The sequence below is a fragment of the Amycolatopsis sp. NPDC058278 genome (assembly GCF_042881395.1).
In the GTDB taxonomy this organism is placed as follows: Bacteria; Actinomycetota; Actinomycetes; order Mycobacteriales; family Pseudonocardiaceae; genus Amycolatopsis.
On sequence record NZ_JBHVXZ010000017.1, the window covers coordinates 28,524 to 43,032 of the forward strand.

A 14,509-nucleotide genomic window follows, 5' to 3' on the forward strand; every position below is an offset into this window, starting at 1 on the left:
GGCGTGGTTCGCCTGGGCCAGCGCGGCCTGTTCCTCGGTGAGCGCGACCGGCATGGGGCCTCCTCGCGGTAGCAGCGACACTACTCGCGAGTGTAGAACGTGTTACAGTTTTTCGGCCAGTGGGTCAGCTGTCGCGAGGTTCGCCAGGACAGGTAATCTACGTCGTGAACTGGAACAAGTTCCGAAGGACGGGGGAATGCCGATGCCAGGCAAGACCAAGGCCCGCGGCAACGGCCTGAGCGCGATCGGCGCGGACGAGCTCGGCTCGGCCGCCCAGCGCGACCGCCGCCGCCGGATCATCGACGCCACCCTCGCACTCGCGTCGAAGGGCGGCTACGACGCCGTCCAGATGCGCGCCGTCGCCGAGAAGGCCGACGTCGCCCTCGGCACGCTGTACCGGTACTTCCCCTCGAAGATCCACCTGCTCGTCTCCGGGCTGGCCCGCGAGTTCGAGCGCGCGCAGGAGAAGCTGGAGCGCCAGGCCATCCCGGGCGACACGCCCGCCGAGCGGCTGATGTTCGTGCTCGGCCGCAACACGCGCATGATGCAGCGCGACCCGCACCTGACCGAGGCGATGGTCCGCGCGTTCATGTTCGCCGACACCTCCGCCGCCGCCGAGGTCGAGCAGGTCGGGCGGCTGATGGAGAACATGTTCGCCAAGGCGATGGGCATCGCCGAGCCGACCGAGGCCGACCGCGACATCTTCCACGTGGTCGCGGACGTCTGGATGGCGAACCTGGTCGCGTGGGTGACCCGCCGCGCCTCGGCGGCCGACGTCGCCAACCGCCTCGAACTGTCGGTGCACCTGCTGCTCGACAAGTGATCCCGGCCGCGGCGGTCGCCGAAGCGCACCGCCGGCTACACGGCGCGCTGGACGGGCTGACCGACGAGCAGGTCCGCGAGCCGTCGCCGCTGCCCGGCTGGACGCGCGGCCACGTGCTGGCCCACGTCACCGACGCCGGCCGCGCGCTCGCCGACCTGGTCGAGAACGCCCTGCTCGGCGTGCTCGTCCCGCTCTACGATCCGCGGACGCACGACCGGGACGGCATCATCGAAGCGACCGCGGGCCGGACCGCCGACGAGCACCGGCGCGCCCTGCTCCGGCACTCCGTCCGCCTGGAAGACGCCTGGGCCCGGGTCCGGGACTGGGACCAGCACGTCGACTACCGCGACGGCAAGCTGTCCAGCACCGTCTTCGCGCGCTGGCGCGAGGTCTGGATCCACGCCGTCGACCTCGACGTCGGCATCGGCGTCACCGACTGGCCCGAAGACTTCGCCGTCCACGCGATCGATTTCCTCGCCGGGCGCCTGCCCGCCGGCGTCGCGATCCGGGCCGGTGACCGCCGCTGGGGCTCCGGCGGCACGGAAGTCACCGGGCCCGTGCGGGAGGTGGCCGCCTGGCTGTCCGGCCGGACCGCCGGCGACGGCCTCGCCGGCGACCTCCCGCAGCTGGGTCCGTGGCCGGGCGTCAGCGGTGCGCCTCGGCCACCCCGGCCAGCTCGTCCAGCGCCTTGAGCGTCTCCGCTTCCGGCAGCGTGTCCAGCAGGAACGTGTACCGCTCGACGCCGGCCTCGCGGAAGCCGTCGATCACCTTCGGCGTCGTCGGCCCGCCGAAGACCGCGAACTGCACGTCCTCGCGGCCCTGGTCGGCCAGCCAGCCGCGGACGCGCTGCGCCTCCTGGCACTTCGTGTAGCCCCGGAGCAGCCAGCCGTCGCCGTACTTGGCGAGCCGGTTCAGGGCGGCTTCGCTCTCGCCGCCGATGTAGATCGGGACGTGCGGCTTCTGCACCGGCTTCGGCCAGCTGAAGATCGGGTCGAGGTCGACGTGCTCGCCGTGGAACTCGGCCTCGTCCTTCGTCCAGATCTCCTTGAGCGCGGCCAGCTGCTCGTCGATCAGCGCACCGCGGGTCTTCGGGTCGGTGCCGTGGTTGCGCATCTCTTCCCGGTTCCAGCCGACGCCGACGCCGAACAGCGCGCGGCCGTCGGAGATCAGGTCCAGCGACGCGACCTCCTTGGCCGTGTGGATCAGGTCGCGCTGGACCAGCAGGGCGATCCCGGTGCCGAGCAGCAGCTCCGACGTGGCGGTGGCCGCGGCGGCGAGCGCCACAAAGGGATCGAGCGTGCGGTAGTACACGCGCGGGAGATCACCGCCGCCCGGGTACGGGCTTTCCCGGCGCACCGGGATGTGCGAGTGCTCGGCGAGGAACAGCGAGTCGAAGCCACGTTCTTCCAGCGCGGCGCCCAGCACGTCCGGCCGGATGCCCTCGTCGGTCACGAACGTCGAAATACCGAATTTCATGCTCCAGGACTACCACCGGGTTGACAGGAGGTGCAGGATGAAGTCATCTCATCGCACGTTGAATAAGGGGGCAGTCATGGACGTACAAGACGTCGACTTCGAACAGCTGTACCAGGGCGCCACCCCGATGGGCCGCAAGATGCCGTGGGACCTCGGCGCGCCGCAGCCCGCGGTCGTCGCGCTGGCCGACGCCGGCGAGTTCACCGGCGAGGTGCTCGACATCGGGTGCGGCCTCGGCGACAACTCGGCGTTCCTCGCCTCGCGCGGCCTGCGGGTCACCGGGCTGGACGGGGCACCGTCGGCGGTCGAGCAGGCCCGCTCGCGCGCCGCGGAGAAGGGCCTCGAAATCGAGTTCGCCGTGGCCGACGCGACCAAGCTCGAAGGCCACGAAGGCCGCTTCGACACGGTCCTCGACAGCGCGCTGTACCACTGCCTGTCCGAGGACGAGCGCCGCCGGTACCTCGCCGCGCTGACCCGCGCGGCACGGCCCGGCGCGACGCTGCACCTCTTCGCCTTCTCGCCGGAAATCCCGGACGGCTTCCCGGCGCCGTACCTGATCACCGAAGCCGACCTGCGGGAGACCGTCGGCAAGGATTGGACGATCGAACGCCTCGAACCGACCCTCTACACGACCTCGATGACGCCGGAGGAGCTGCGGCAGAGCGTCCGGACGATCCTGGACCAGGACCCGGCCGAGCTGGCGCGGCTGGGCACCGACGCCGAGGGCCGGGTCCTCGTCCCGGTCTGGCAGCTGAAGGCGGTCCGCCGCTAGACGTTGCGGCGGTACTGGCCGCCGACCTCGAAGAAAGCTTCCGTGATCTGGCCGAGCGAGCACACCCGCGCGGCGTCCATCAGCACCCCGAACAAGTTGGCGCCGCGGGTGGCCGCCTCGCGCAGGGCCTTCAACGCCTGCTGGGCCTCCTCGTGGTGACGGTGCTGGAAGTCCGCGAGGCGGTCCAGCTGGGACTTCTTCTCGTCCTCCGTCGCGCGGGCCAGCTCGACCTCGACCTCGTCCTCCGCCGAGCGCGGGTTGCGGAACGTGTTGACGCCGATGATCGGCAGCGAGCCGTCGTGCTTCTTGCGCTCGTACAGGATCGACTCGTCCTGGATCTTGCCGCGCTGGTAGCCCGTCTCCATCGCGCCGAGGACGCCGCCGCGCTCGCTGATCCGGTCGAACTCGGCCAGCACCGCCTCCTCGACCAGGTCGGTCAGCTCGTCGATGACGAACGAGCCCTGCAGCGGGTTCTCGTTCTTCGACAGGCCCCACTCCTTGTTGATGATCATCTGGATGGCCATCGCGCGGCGCACCGACGACTCCGACGGCGTCGTGATCGCCTCGTCGAACGCGTTGGTGTGCAGGGAGTTCGCGTTGTCGTACAGCGCGCACAGCGCCTGCAGCGTGGTGCGGATGTCGTTGAAGCTCATCTCCTGCGCGTGCAGCGACCGCCCGGACGTCTGCACGTGGTACTTCAGCTTCTGCGACCGCTCGTTCGCGCCGTAGCGCTCGCGCATCGCCACCGCCCAGATCCGCCGCGCCACCCGGCCGAGCACCGAGTACTCCGCGTCCATGCCGTTGGAGAAGAAGAACGACAGGTTCGGCGCGAAGTCGTCGATGTCCATGCCGCGGGCCAGGTACGACTCGACGTAGGTGAAGCCGTTGGACAGCGTGAACGCCAGCTGCGAGATCGGGTTCGCCCCGGCCTCGGCGATGTGGTAGCCGGAGATCGACACCGAGTAGAAGTTCCGCACGCCGTGCTCGATGAACCACTCCTGGATGTCGGCCATCATCCGGAGGCTGAACTCGGTCGAGAAGATGCAGGTGTTCTGGCCCTGGTCCTCCTTGAGGATGTCGGCCTGCACCGTGCCCCGGACGTTGCGCAGCACCCACTCGCGCAGCTCGGCGGCTTCGGTGTCGGAGGGCTCACGGCCGTGCTCGTCGCGGAACTCCGTCAGCTTCTGGTCGATCGCCGTGTTGAGGAAGAAGGCGAGGATCGTCGGCGCCGGGCCGTTGATGGTCATCGATACCGACGTGTTCGGCGCGGTCAGGTCGAAGCCGTCGTAGAGGACCTTCATGTCGTCGAGCGTCGCGATGGACACACCCGACGTGCCGACCTTGCCGTAGATGTCGGGGCGGGTGCCGGGGTCGTGGCCGTAGAGGGTCACCGAGTCGAACGCCGTGGAGAGCCGCTTGGCCTCCGAGTCCGCCGAGAGCAGCTTGAACCGGCGGTTGGTGCGGAACGCGTCGCCCTCGCCGGCGAACATCCGCGCCGGGTCCTCGCCGTCGCGCTTGAACGGGAAAACACCCGCGGTGTAAGGGAAGTAACCCGGCAGGTTCTCGCGGCGCAGGAACGACAGCAGCTCGCCGGACTCGGCGTAGCGGGGCAGGGCGACGCGCGGGATCCGGTTGCCGGACAGCGTGTCGCGCCACAGCTGCGTGCGCAGCTCCTTGTCGCGGATCTTCACGACCAGCTCGTCCTGGCGGTACTCCGCCGACAGCGCCTGGAAGCGCTCGAGGAGTTTTGCCGACTCGCCGTCCACATCGGACTCGGCCGCGGCCAGCAGCCCGTCGAGCGCGTCGGTGGAAGCGTCCACCTTGGACAGCTCGGCACGCGCCAGTGCCAGCGCGTCGCGCTTGCGGATCGCGGCGACCTGCTGCGCGGTCTTCGCGTGGTAACCGCGAACGGTCTCGGAAATCTCGGCCAGGTACCGGGACCGGTTGCCCGGGATGATCGTCGAGGCGTCGGTCGAGACCTTGCCCTCGACCCGCGGCAACGTCCCCGCGGACACGCCGAGGCCGCGCTCGGCGAGCATGCCCCGCAGGTGCTGGTACAGCGCGGTGACGCCGTCGTCGTTGAACTTCGCCGCGCTCGTGCCGTACACCGGCATGTCCTCCGGCCCCGACGAGAAGGCCTCGCGGTTGCGCACCAGCTGGCGCGCGACGTCGCGGCGGGCGTCCTCGGCGCCGCGGCGCTCGAACTTGTTGATCGCGACGACGTCGGCGAAGTCGAGCATGTCGATCTTTTCCAGCTGCGAAGCGGCGCCGAACTCCGGCGTCATCACGTACAGCGACTCGTCCACGAAGTCGACGATCCCGGCGTCGCCCTGGCCGATGCCCGGCGTCTCGACGATCACGAGGTCGAAGCCGGCGGCCTTGCAGGCCAGGATCGACTCGCGCAGCCCGGCCGGGATCTCGCCGGACGTCGTGCGCGTGGCCAGCGAGCGGAAGTACACCGGTGAGCCGTCGAGGCAGTTCATCCGAATGCGGTCGCCGAGCAGCGCGCCGCCGCCCTTGCGCCGCGACGGGTCGACGGCGAGCACCGCGATCCGCAGCTTGTCCTCCTGGTCGAGGCGGAACCGGCGGATCAGCTCGTCGGTGAGCGACGACTTGCCGGAGCCGCCGGTGCCGGTGATGCCGAGCACCGGCACCTCGCGCCGGCCCGCGGCCTCGGTGATGCCGCCCAGCAGGTCACCGGGCAGCTGCCCGGCCTGCAGCTGGGTGATGACGCGCGAGAGCGAGGCGACGTCACCGGAGAGCACCTTGTCCAGCGAAGGGGCTTCGGCAGCGAGGTCGACGTCGCAGGCCTTGATCATGAAGTTGATCATGCCCGGCAGGCCCATCTCGTAGCCGTCTTCGGGCGAGAAGATGCGGGCGACGCCGCGCGAGTGCAGCAGCTCGATCTCCTCGCGCACGATCACCCCGCCCCCGCCGCCGAAGACCTTGATGTGGCCGGCGCCGCGCTCGCGCAGCAGCTCCACCAGGTAGGAGAAGTACTCGACGTGCCCGCCCTGGTAGGCCGAGATGGCCACCCCCTGGACGTCCTCGGCGATGGCCGCGGTGGCGACCTCGTCGACCGACCGGTTGTGGCCGAGGTGGACGACTTCCGCGCCCTGCGACTGCAGGATCCGCCGCATGATGTTGATCGACGCGTCGTGGCCGTCGAAGAGACTCGACGCCGTGACGAACCGGACGGGGTGCGCGGGGCGGTACAGCTCGCTGCTCATCCCTCCAAAATACTTTGACTTCCTACTATTGGAAACCCGATGGCCGGTGACGCGGCTCTCACGGCAGCCCGGGAGAACCTTGACACGCGCCTGCTCGGGCCTATATTTAATGAGTCCGTTAATTAACAGGATGGTGAAATGACCGACACGCTGAGCCGGACGTTCTCGGCCCTCGCCGACCCGACCCGGCGCGCCATCCTCGCGCGCCTGTCGGCGGGCGAAGCGACGGTGAACGAGCTCGCCGGACCGCTCCCGATGAGCCTGCCCGCGGTGTCCCGGCACCTGAAGGTGCTGGAGGCGGCCGGGCTGATCACCCGCGGCCGCACCCGCCAGTGGCGGCCCTGCCGGCTGGAGGCCAAGCCCCTGGAAGGCGTCGCCGACTGGGTCGCGACCTACCGCCGGTTCTGGGACGGCGGGTTCGACCGCCTCGAAGAGCACCTGCGGACCCTGACCGGCGGCCCCGGCGATGCCTGACCTCACCATCACGCGCGTCTTCGACGCTCCGCGCGAGCTGGTCTTCGCCGCGTGGACCGATCCGGACCAGCTGGCGAGCTGGCTGGGGCCGCACGGCTACACCGGCTCCGCCGTCACCCTCGCCACCCGGCCCGGCGGTGCCTGGCGGGCGTGCATCCGCTCCCCCGAGGGCGACGAGCACTGGATGCACGGCGTCTACCGCGAGATCACCGCCCCCGAACGGCTCGTGTTCACCTTCGCCTGGGACACCGAAGGCGACCTGCGCACCGAGACCCTCGTGACGATCGGCTTCGCCGAGCACGACAGCAAGACCGAGATGACCTTCGTCCAGACCGGCTTCCCGACCGCCGCCGACCGCGACGGCCACGACGAGGGCTGGACCTCCTGCTTCGAGGACCTGACCGGCTTCATCCGAGAAAAGGACGCCCGATGACCGCCACCCTGCCCCGGATCGTCTCGCCCGAAGAGTGGCAGGCCGCACGAGACGCGCTACTCGTCAAGGAGAAGGAACTCATGAAGGCGGCCGACCACCTGGCCGCCGAACGCCGCCGGCTGCCGATGGTGCCCTTCACCGAGGCCTACGAGTTCGAGTCGGCCGAGGGGAAGAAGAGCCTGCTCGACCTGTTCGACGGCCGCCGCCAGCTGATCGTCTACCACTTCATGCTGCACCCGGGCGACGAGGCGGGCTGCCCCGGCTGTTCCCTCGTCGTCGACAACCTGCCGCACCTGGCGCACCTGCACGCCCGGGACGTCACGCTCACCGTCGTCGCGCCCGCCACGCTCGCCGAGATCGAGCGGTACAAGACGCGCATGGGCTGGGACGTGCCGTGGGTATCCGCGCACGGCAGCAGCTTCACCGACGACTGCGGCGTCGGAAGGGGCTTCGGCGTCAGCGTCTTCCTCCGCGACGGCGACGCCGTGTACCGGACCTACTTCACCTCCGGCCGGGGCGGCGAGACGTTCATGGCGTCGCACCGGTACCTCGACATCACGCCGCTGGGGCGCCAGGAGGCGTGGGAAGAGGAGAGCCGCGGCGACGACGCACCCAGCTCGTGGTGGCGCCGTCACGACGAGTACTGAAAGTTTTTCCGCCGGCCGTGTCCGGTCGGCCGCCGCGGCTCCGACCTCCTGGCGTCAGACCCCCACCGGAGGAGATGGAAATGCGCGAGATCGTCTACCTGGTCCACACGTCGCTCGACGGCTGCGTCGAAGGCCCGAACGGCGAATTCGACTGGCCGGTCATGGGCCCGGAGCTGTCCGCCTACTCGCGGGAGCTGAGCGCGCGTGCCGGCGAGTTCGCCTACGGGCGGAAGGTCTGGGACATGATGTCCGCCTACTGGCCGGACGCCGAGTCGATCTCGGACCACCCGCACGACATCGCGTTCGCGCCCGTCTGGCGGGAGACGCCGAAGGTCGTGTTCTCGCGGACGCTGGAGAAGGCGGACTGGAACACCCGGGTCTTCGGCGGCGACCTGGGCACGGTCGTGGCGTCCCTGAAGGCCGAACCGGGCGAGGACCTGCTGCTCATGGGCGGCGCGGAGCTGGCCGCCGAGCTCACCGCGCGCGGCCTGATCGACGAGTACCAGGTGTTCGTGCACCCGGTCGTCCTCGGCGGCGGCAAGCGCCCGTTCGCCGAGGACACCGCGCGGCTCGGCCTGGAGCTGGTGGAGTCGCGCACCTTCGACGGCCAGGTCGTGCTGCTGCGCTTCCGCCGCGCGTAGCCGGTGCCGGGCCCGGGCGTGTCCCGGGCCCCGGCGGCGTCAGCGCGCGTTGGCCGCCCGCAGCGCGATCCACTGCCGCATGGCGTACTCGACCAGCGTGATCAGCGTCTGCTTGGTCGACTCGCGATCCCGCGCGTCGCAGCGGACGATCGGGATGTTCGGGTCGATCGACAGCGCCTCGCGGACGTCGTTGATGTCGTGCTCCAGCACGCCGTCGAACGTGTTGACGCCGACGATGTACGGCAGGCCCCGGTCTTCGAAGAAGTCGATCGGGGCGAACGAGTCGGCCAGCCGGCGCGTGTCGGCCAGCACCACCGCGCCGATGGCGCCGCGGACCAGGTCGTCCCACATGAACCAGAACCGCTGCTGCCCGGGCGTGCCGAACAGGTACAGGATCAGGTCCGCGTCCAGCGACACCCGGCCGAAGTCCATCGCCACCGTGGTCGTCGACTTGTTCGGGGTGTGGTCGAGGTTGTCGACGCCGACGCTGGCGTCGGTCATCATCGCCTCGGTGGTCAGCGGCACGATCTCCGAGACCGACCCGACGAAGGTCGTCTTCCCCGCACCGAAGCCGCCAGCCACCACGATCTTGGCGGATGTCATGGTCGGGGGCGCGGTGTCCCGCGGTGCCTTAAAGCCGACGGAGTCCACTCAAAACCCTTTCCATCAACACCAGATGTGCCTCGGCGCCGTCATTGCCCGTTATCGTCTTGTGCACCGTGACCAGCCCTGCGTCCGCCGCGTCGCTGATCAGCACCCGGGCCACGCCCAAAGGCACCCGCAGCGCCGAAACGATCTCGGCGACCGAACGGGGGGTCCGGCACTCTTCCATGATCGAGATGCACTCGATCTGCTCCGCGGCCACTTCGGGGAAGCCACCGGTGGCAGCGTAGTCCTTCGCGGAGATCAGTGTCTCCAGCTCCAGGGCGTAGTTCGCCCGGGTGCGGCCTCCGGTCAGCGCGTAGGGCCGGACGATCGCCGTCAGCTCCTCGGGCGCGGGCGGCTGTTCGAACACCGCGGGCATGACGAATTCGCCGCTGGGCGGGCCCGGGTCGAACAAACCGCCTGGTCGGGGGCTGTCCCCGTCGGTACTGCCGGGTGGAGAGACTAAAGAGGTCACACGATCTCCTTGGTCGGCCGACGGCGTGGGCGCCGGCGGATCCGCGGCCGCGTGCGCACCGGCGGCCGGGGGTGGCGGGGACTCCTTGCTCTTCTTGCGCTTCCGGCGGGCACGGCCGGAATCCAGCGTGAACCCGTTGAGGACGTCGGCGAACGTGCCGTCGTCCCCACGCCCGGCGGGGCCGTGCCCCGCGGGTGGTTCGCCGTCGAATCCGGACCCCGTGCTCATCGCGCCATCATCCCACCGGTTCGCCGATCAGCGACCCCCCGGAGCCCTGAAGCTGAGCGCGCAGCTCCGGGGTGAGGATCTGGCCGACCCGGTCGACGAGCATCGTCATCTCGTAGGCGACCTGCCCGATGTCGCAGTTGGGGGCGGCGAGCACGGCCAGGCACGAGCCGTCGCTGATCGACATCAGCACCATGATCCCCAGCTCCATCTCGACGACGGTCTCGTTGACCGCGCCGGCTTCGAAGCAGCGGGCCGCGCCCTGGGTGAGGCTGACCAGCCCGGAGGCGACCGCGGCGAGCTGGTCGGCCCGGTCGAGCGGAAGCCGGTTCGACGCGGTCAGCAGCAAGCCGTCCGCCGAGACGACCACGGCGTGGGCCACACCGGGCACCCGCTCCGCGAAGTCGTTCACCAGCCAGCCGAACTGGTTCTGCGTCGGCTGAGCGCTACTCGGCGAGGTCATTCACCCTCCAAGGTCTCGTGGTTGGTCTCGGCCGCCTGTGCGGTGCGGTGGCGTCCGCGCTCGATGCCCTGCTGGAAACTCCGCAGGCGGCCGCGCACGTCGTGTGCGTCCCGTTGTGGTCGGGGGGCCGAGGCCCCGGTGGACGGTCCGGCGCTGCCCGGGAGCAGCTGCTCCCCGCGACGGCGCCGGGGCAATCCTGCCGAAGTGAAGGTGGGAGGTGTCGACTGGGACACCGCTTGCACCGCGCGCCAGCCGTCGTCGGTGCCGAAATTCCATTCGGCGGTGGCTTCGACCGCGGTCTCTTCACCGCGCGGAGCCGGCGTCTCCGGGGCCTTCCGGCTGGGCAGCGAGGACGGCGGGACGGCGGGACGGCCGTTGGCGATCGGCAGCTGCCCGGAGTCCTGGAAGACGGCCGGTTCGGGCCCCGGACGAGGACGGCTCGGCTGCGGCAGGGGCACGGAACGCCGCGGGAGACCGCCCGGCTTGGGCGCGGCCCGGCCGGGCTGCGGAAGGGCACCGTGGTCCGGTGCCGCCGGTCGCGAGTCTTCTGCGGGCGGCCGGCGGTCGGGCTGCGACCCGTCCGCGAAGATGTCCCCTTGCAGCTTCGGCCGCGACGCCTCGTCGGACGGCTCGGGTGCCGCCGGCCGCGAACCGGCCGGGGGCGAGACTTGCTGCGCCGCCGGGTCCGGTGCACCGCTCGGCTGCTGCGCTGCCCCGGACTGCTGCCCCGGCTGCGCGAACGACTCCGGCGTGGCCTGGGCGGAATCCGCACCCGACCGGGCGGCACCCGGCGAACCGGCCTGCTGAGCTGCACCCGCCTGCTCGAACATCCCCGGTGTGGCCCGCGCGGAATCCGCATCCGGCCCGGCGGCACCCGGCGAACCGGCCTGCTGAGCTGCGCCCGGCTGCCCGAACACCTGCGCCGAATCCGCACTCTGCCCAGCCGGCCCTTGCGAACCGGCCTGCTGAGCCGTGCCCGCCTGACCGGCCGCTTCCGGCGTGCCTTGCGCCGGGCCGGAGCTCTGCCCCGCCGCCTGCTGGGCTGCCGCCGCTGCCTGCTGGGCCGCGTCCTGGGCCGTTCCCAAGCCCGGCACCGCCGGGGAAGGCTGGGCCGGCTGCGCCGCTCGCTGCTGGCCCGCTCGCGGCCTTTGGGCCGCGGCCTGGCGGCGGCCACGGGAAACGCCCTGCTGGAAGCTGCTCAGCCGCCCTCGCACTTCCGCCGGGTCGCGGACCGGGAGGTCCGGGCGGGCCGGGGCCGGCTTCGGGGTCGCCGCCGGGCCCGATGCAGTCGCGCTGCCCGGGAGGAGCTGCTCGCCGCGGCGGCGGCGCGGGAGGCCCGCGTCGGTGAACGCCGTCGGCTCGGCCTTCGTCCGCTCCTGGACCGTGCGGAAGTTCTCGTCGCTCGCGAAGTCCCAGCTGCGGCGCTCCTCCGGCGGCGCCTCCGGGGAAGCGGCGGCCGGTTCCTCCTCCGCGGCCGGCTTGTCCTCGCGGAACCACGCCGACAGCATCTCGTCGAAGATCGGCGTCGTCTCCGACCGGTCCGGCGCCGGGGCCGGCGGGGGCGGCTCCGACCCCGCCGTCGCCTCCTGCCACCAGTCGCTGAGTGTCGTCTCGTTGGCCGTGAACAGGTCCTTGCCCGCCGGGAGGTCGTCGCCGCGCGGCGGCTGTCCCGGCGGCAGCGGCAGCACCGCGGGCAGCTGCGGCAGGGCCGGGCGCGGCGGCGGGACGTCGCCGTCCTTCTCGATCGGGGCGAACAGCGCCGTGCCGGAAATCTCCAGGTCCGACGGCGGGCGCACCCCGGACAGCCCGGCCAGGTCGCTCGCCGACGGCCAGCGCTCCTCGCCCATCGCCGGCTGCTGCGGCACCACCGGCCGCGGGCGGGCCGCGCCGTTGACCGGGCGGCGCGGCAGCCGGTTGCCCGCCGCCGGGCTCGCCGGGTGCTGCTGCAGGGCGCCGATCGGGCCGGTCGCCGGGCCGTCGGTCACCGGCATCACCAGCTCCGCCGGGACCACGACGGTGGCGCGGACGCCGACGATGTCCTTGCCGCCGTGCAGCGACACCCCGATCCGGTGCCGGCTGGCGAGCCGGCCGACGACGAACAGGCCCATCCGGCGCGACGTCACCAGGTCGACCGACCCGGCCTCGGTCAGCCGGGTGTTCGCCTCGATGACCTCGCACTCGTTCATGCCGATGCCCTTGTCGAGGATGTCGATGTCGAGCGAGCCGTTCTCGCCCAGCCGCGACGCCACGGTCACCGTGGTCTCCGGCGCGGAGAACGCCGTGGCGTTGTCCAGCAGCTCGGCGACCAGGCGCATCAGATCGCTCGCGGCGTAGCCGACGATCCGGGCCGGGGGCGGCGGCTGCACCTGGACCCGCTGGTACTGCTCGATCTCCGACACCGCGGCGCGGAGCATGTCGGTGGTGCCGACCGGCTTCCCGGACCGGCGGCCCGGCTCGGCGCCGGAGAGCACCATCAGGTTCTCGTTGTTGCGCCGCATCCGGGTGGCGAGGTGGTCGAGCTGGAACAGCGTCGCCAGCTGGTCGGCGTCCTCTTCGTCCCGCTCGAGCTGCTCGATCAGCTGCAGCTGCCGCTGCACCAGGCTCTGGCTGCGCCGCGAGAGGTTGACGAAGACGCTGCCGTAGCCGGTCCGCATCGCGGCCTGCTCGGTGGCCAGCCGCAGCGCCTGGTGGTGCACCTTGTCGAAGGCCCGCGCCACCTCGCCGACCTCGTCGTCGGTGTGCACCGGGACCGGCCGGACGTCGGTGCCCTGCGCACGGCCTTCCTGGATGTTGCGGACCGCCTCCGGCAGCGCGGTTTCGGCGACGTCGAGGGCGCTGCGGCGCAGCACCTTCAGCGAGCGCAGCAGCTGCCGGGTGATGAGGAAGACGACCGCGACGGCCAGCACCATCGCGGCGAACAGCAGCACCGCGAGCAGGCCGGCGCCGCTGCTGGACTCGTCGACCAGGTCCGCCGCCGTCTGCGACGCCGACGCGCCGAGCCGGTCGGCGATCGTGCCGATCTGCGTGCGCATCGCCGCGGAGGCGGCGACCCAGTCCGCGGACGGCAGCGCGCGGAACGCGTCGTCCACCGCGCCGCTCTGCGCGTTCAGCACCGTCTCGACCATCCGGGCCCGGCTCTGCGCCTGCGTGCCTTCGGCGATCGCCGCGAAGTCGCGCTGCAGCGTGTCGCCCGCCGCGGAGCGGAAGTCGACGAGCCGGTCGGCGAGCCGCAGCTCGGCGGCGCGCAGGGTGGCCAGCTCGCTCGGCGTCAGGCCCGCGCGGCCGATGCCGTAGGAGACGAGGGCCTGGCTGAGCGACACCTGCTCGCCGGCGACCAGCAGTTCGTGCAGCCCGGCGGGCAGGCCGCCGAGGGTGCCGTCACCGGCGCCCGCGGTGGCCGCGGTGTCGAGGCTGATGAGCGACCCGGTGAGGGCGGAGTACGCCGTGATGGCCTGGCCGGGGTCGAGCTGACCGCCGTCGACCTGGCGGCGCAGGAAGGCGAGGTTGCCGACCTGCGCGGCGGCCGTGCCCGCGGCGCCGGACACGCCGGGTTCGGCTCGGGCGGCGCGGGCCTGCTCCGCGGTGAACGGGCCGGTCGCGGCGTCGGTGGCCTTGCGCGCCGCGGCCAGCTCGGGGGTACCGCCGACGGTGCCCTCGGTCAGCATCGCCGAGGTGACCGTGCGCTCCTGCTGGAGGGCGGCGGTGAGCGTGCGCACCCCGCCGCCGAGCGCGACGAGCCGGTCGAGCCGCTGGTAGTCGTCCGAGCGGCCGACCTGCGCGGCGATCGTCGCGACGCCCAGCACGAGCGCGAGGACGATGGGCACGACCGTGACGGCCGAAAGCTTGACGGGCAGGCTCCAGTCGCGCCACTGCACGAGCGCGCGCCACACGGCCTTTCCCCTGGACCGGCGGGGCGCTCGGCCGAGCAGTTCCCCGACGGGCACCTGACCTTCTCCTGCAACGGTCACGTGAGTGACTCCCTGTCCGGCGTCATGGATCCGCGTCGGCGGCGCGGCGTCCCGGCTCGCGACGGGCCGCCGGACGGCCGTGCCGTCCCCACCCTGCCGCTTTCCCGGCGCCCTCGCTCGTCCCCAGCCGTGCGGGCGTCCGCGCGCTCGTCACCGGGCAGGCACCGCCCCGTCGTCCCGTGCCCGGGACTCTGCACGTGCACGGCGCAAGTTGCGTTGTGCACGGTGATCGAGATC

General features: G+C 71.8%; 13 protein-coding genes. 7 read left to right on the top strand and 6 right to left on the bottom strand.

Translation table 11 applies throughout. The features are described from left to right. Positions 1 to 196: 196 nt before the first annotated feature. The gene (kstR, locus tag ACFVYA_RS11330) at positions 197 to 823 is read left to right on the top strand and encodes a cholesterol catabolism transcriptional regulator KstR (protein ID WP_086849903.1); all 627 of its coding nucleotides are present in this window, start codon (positions 197 to 199) and stop codon (positions 821 to 823) included. Further along, the gene (locus tag ACFVYA_RS11335; protein WP_387044570.1) at positions 820 to 1,515 is read left to right on the top strand and encodes a maleylpyruvate isomerase family mycothiol-dependent enzyme; all 696 of its coding nucleotides are present in this window, start codon (positions 820 to 822) and stop codon (positions 1,513 to 1,515) included. The genes kstR and ACFVYA_RS11335 overlap by 4 nt, the downstream gene beginning before the upstream one ends. Here ACFVYA_RS11335 and ACFVYA_RS11340 read toward each other — a convergent pair. Next, the gene (locus ACFVYA_RS11340; protein WP_387044571.1) at positions 1,469 to 2,299 is read right to left on the bottom strand and encodes an LLM class F420-dependent oxidoreductase; all 831 of its coding nucleotides are present in this window, start codon (positions 2,297 to 2,299) and stop codon (positions 1,469 to 1,471) included. The two genes, ACFVYA_RS11335 and ACFVYA_RS11340, sit on opposite strands and share 47 nt — an antisense overlap. A gap of 76 nt (positions 2,300 to 2,375) precedes the next feature. On the opposite strand from ACFVYA_RS11340, the gene ACFVYA_RS11345 reads away from it, so the two are divergent. After that, entirely contained in the window at positions 2,376 to 3,071 is a 696-nt protein-coding gene (locus tag ACFVYA_RS11345; protein ID WP_285989769.1) for a class I SAM-dependent methyltransferase, read from the top strand. Here ACFVYA_RS11345 and icmF read toward each other — a convergent pair. After that, positions 3,068 to 6,301 carry a fused isobutyryl-CoA mutase/GTPase IcmF gene (gene icmF / locus ACFVYA_RS11350; protein ID WP_387044572.1) on the bottom strand — a complete coding sequence of 1,078 codons (3,234 nt, stop codon included), beginning with the start codon at positions 6,299 to 6,301 and terminating at the stop codon, positions 3,068 to 3,070. The two genes, ACFVYA_RS11345 and icmF, sit on opposite strands and share 4 nt — an antisense overlap. 138 nt (positions 6,302 to 6,439) lie before the next feature. Here icmF and ACFVYA_RS11355 point away from each other — a divergent pair, with 138 nt between their 5' ends. The 4 genes from ACFVYA_RS11355 to ACFVYA_RS11370 all read left to right on the top strand — a co-directional run bounded on the left by ACFVYA_RS11355 (position 6,440) and on the right by ACFVYA_RS11370 (position 8,496). After that, positions 6,440 to 6,775, top strand: a complete 336-nt coding sequence (locus ACFVYA_RS11355) for a helix-turn-helix transcriptional regulator (protein ID WP_285989764.1) — start codon at positions 6,440 to 6,442, stop codon at positions 6,773 to 6,775. Then, positions 6,768 to 7,208, top strand: a complete 441-nt coding sequence (locus ACFVYA_RS11360) for an SRPBCC domain-containing protein (RefSeq protein WP_387044573.1) — start codon at positions 6,768 to 6,770, stop codon at positions 7,206 to 7,208. Before ACFVYA_RS11355 ends, ACFVYA_RS11360 begins: the two co-directional genes overlap by 8 nt. Beyond that, entirely contained in the window at positions 7,205 to 7,855 is a 651-nt protein-coding gene (locus ACFVYA_RS11365) for a DUF899 domain-containing protein (protein WP_387044574.1), read from the top strand. The genes ACFVYA_RS11360 and ACFVYA_RS11365 overlap by 4 nt, the downstream gene beginning before the upstream one ends. A gap of 80 nt (positions 7,856 to 7,935) precedes the next feature. Then, positions 7,936 to 8,496 (top strand): dihydrofolate reductase family protein, encoded by a 561-nt coding sequence (locus ACFVYA_RS11370; protein WP_387044575.1) that lies wholly within the window; start codon positions 7,936 to 7,938, stop codon positions 8,494 to 8,496. A 39-nt stretch (positions 8,497 to 8,535) separates the two neighbouring features. On the opposite strand, the gene ACFVYA_RS11375 is transcribed toward ACFVYA_RS11370, so the two are convergent. The 4 genes from ACFVYA_RS11375 to ACFVYA_RS11390 are packed head-to-tail and all read right to left on the bottom strand — an operon-like array spanning position 8,536 to position 14,248. After that, the gene (locus ACFVYA_RS11375) at positions 8,536 to 9,099 is read right to left on the bottom strand and encodes an ATP/GTP-binding protein (RefSeq protein WP_013224365.1); all 564 of its coding nucleotides are present in this window, start codon (positions 9,097 to 9,099) and stop codon (positions 8,536 to 8,538) included. A gap of 28 nt (positions 9,100 to 9,127) precedes the next feature. After that, positions 9,128 to 9,844, bottom strand: a complete 717-nt coding sequence (locus ACFVYA_RS11380; RefSeq protein ID WP_285989760.1) for a DUF742 domain-containing protein — start codon at positions 9,842 to 9,844, stop codon at positions 9,128 to 9,130. A gap of 7 nt (positions 9,845 to 9,851) precedes the next feature. Then, positions 9,852 to 10,304: a roadblock/LC7 domain-containing protein gene (locus tag ACFVYA_RS11385; RefSeq protein ID WP_004561253.1), complete on the bottom strand. Its 453-nt coding sequence runs from the start codon at positions 10,302 to 10,304 to the stop codon at positions 9,852 to 9,854. After that, positions 10,301 to 14,248: a nitrate- and nitrite sensing domain-containing protein gene (locus ACFVYA_RS11390; RefSeq protein ID WP_387044627.1), complete on the bottom strand. Its 3,948-nt coding sequence runs from the start codon at positions 14,246 to 14,248 to the stop codon at positions 10,301 to 10,303. The genes ACFVYA_RS11385 and ACFVYA_RS11390 overlap by 4 nt, the downstream gene beginning before the upstream one ends. Positions 14,249 to 14,509: the final 261 nt, after the last annotated feature.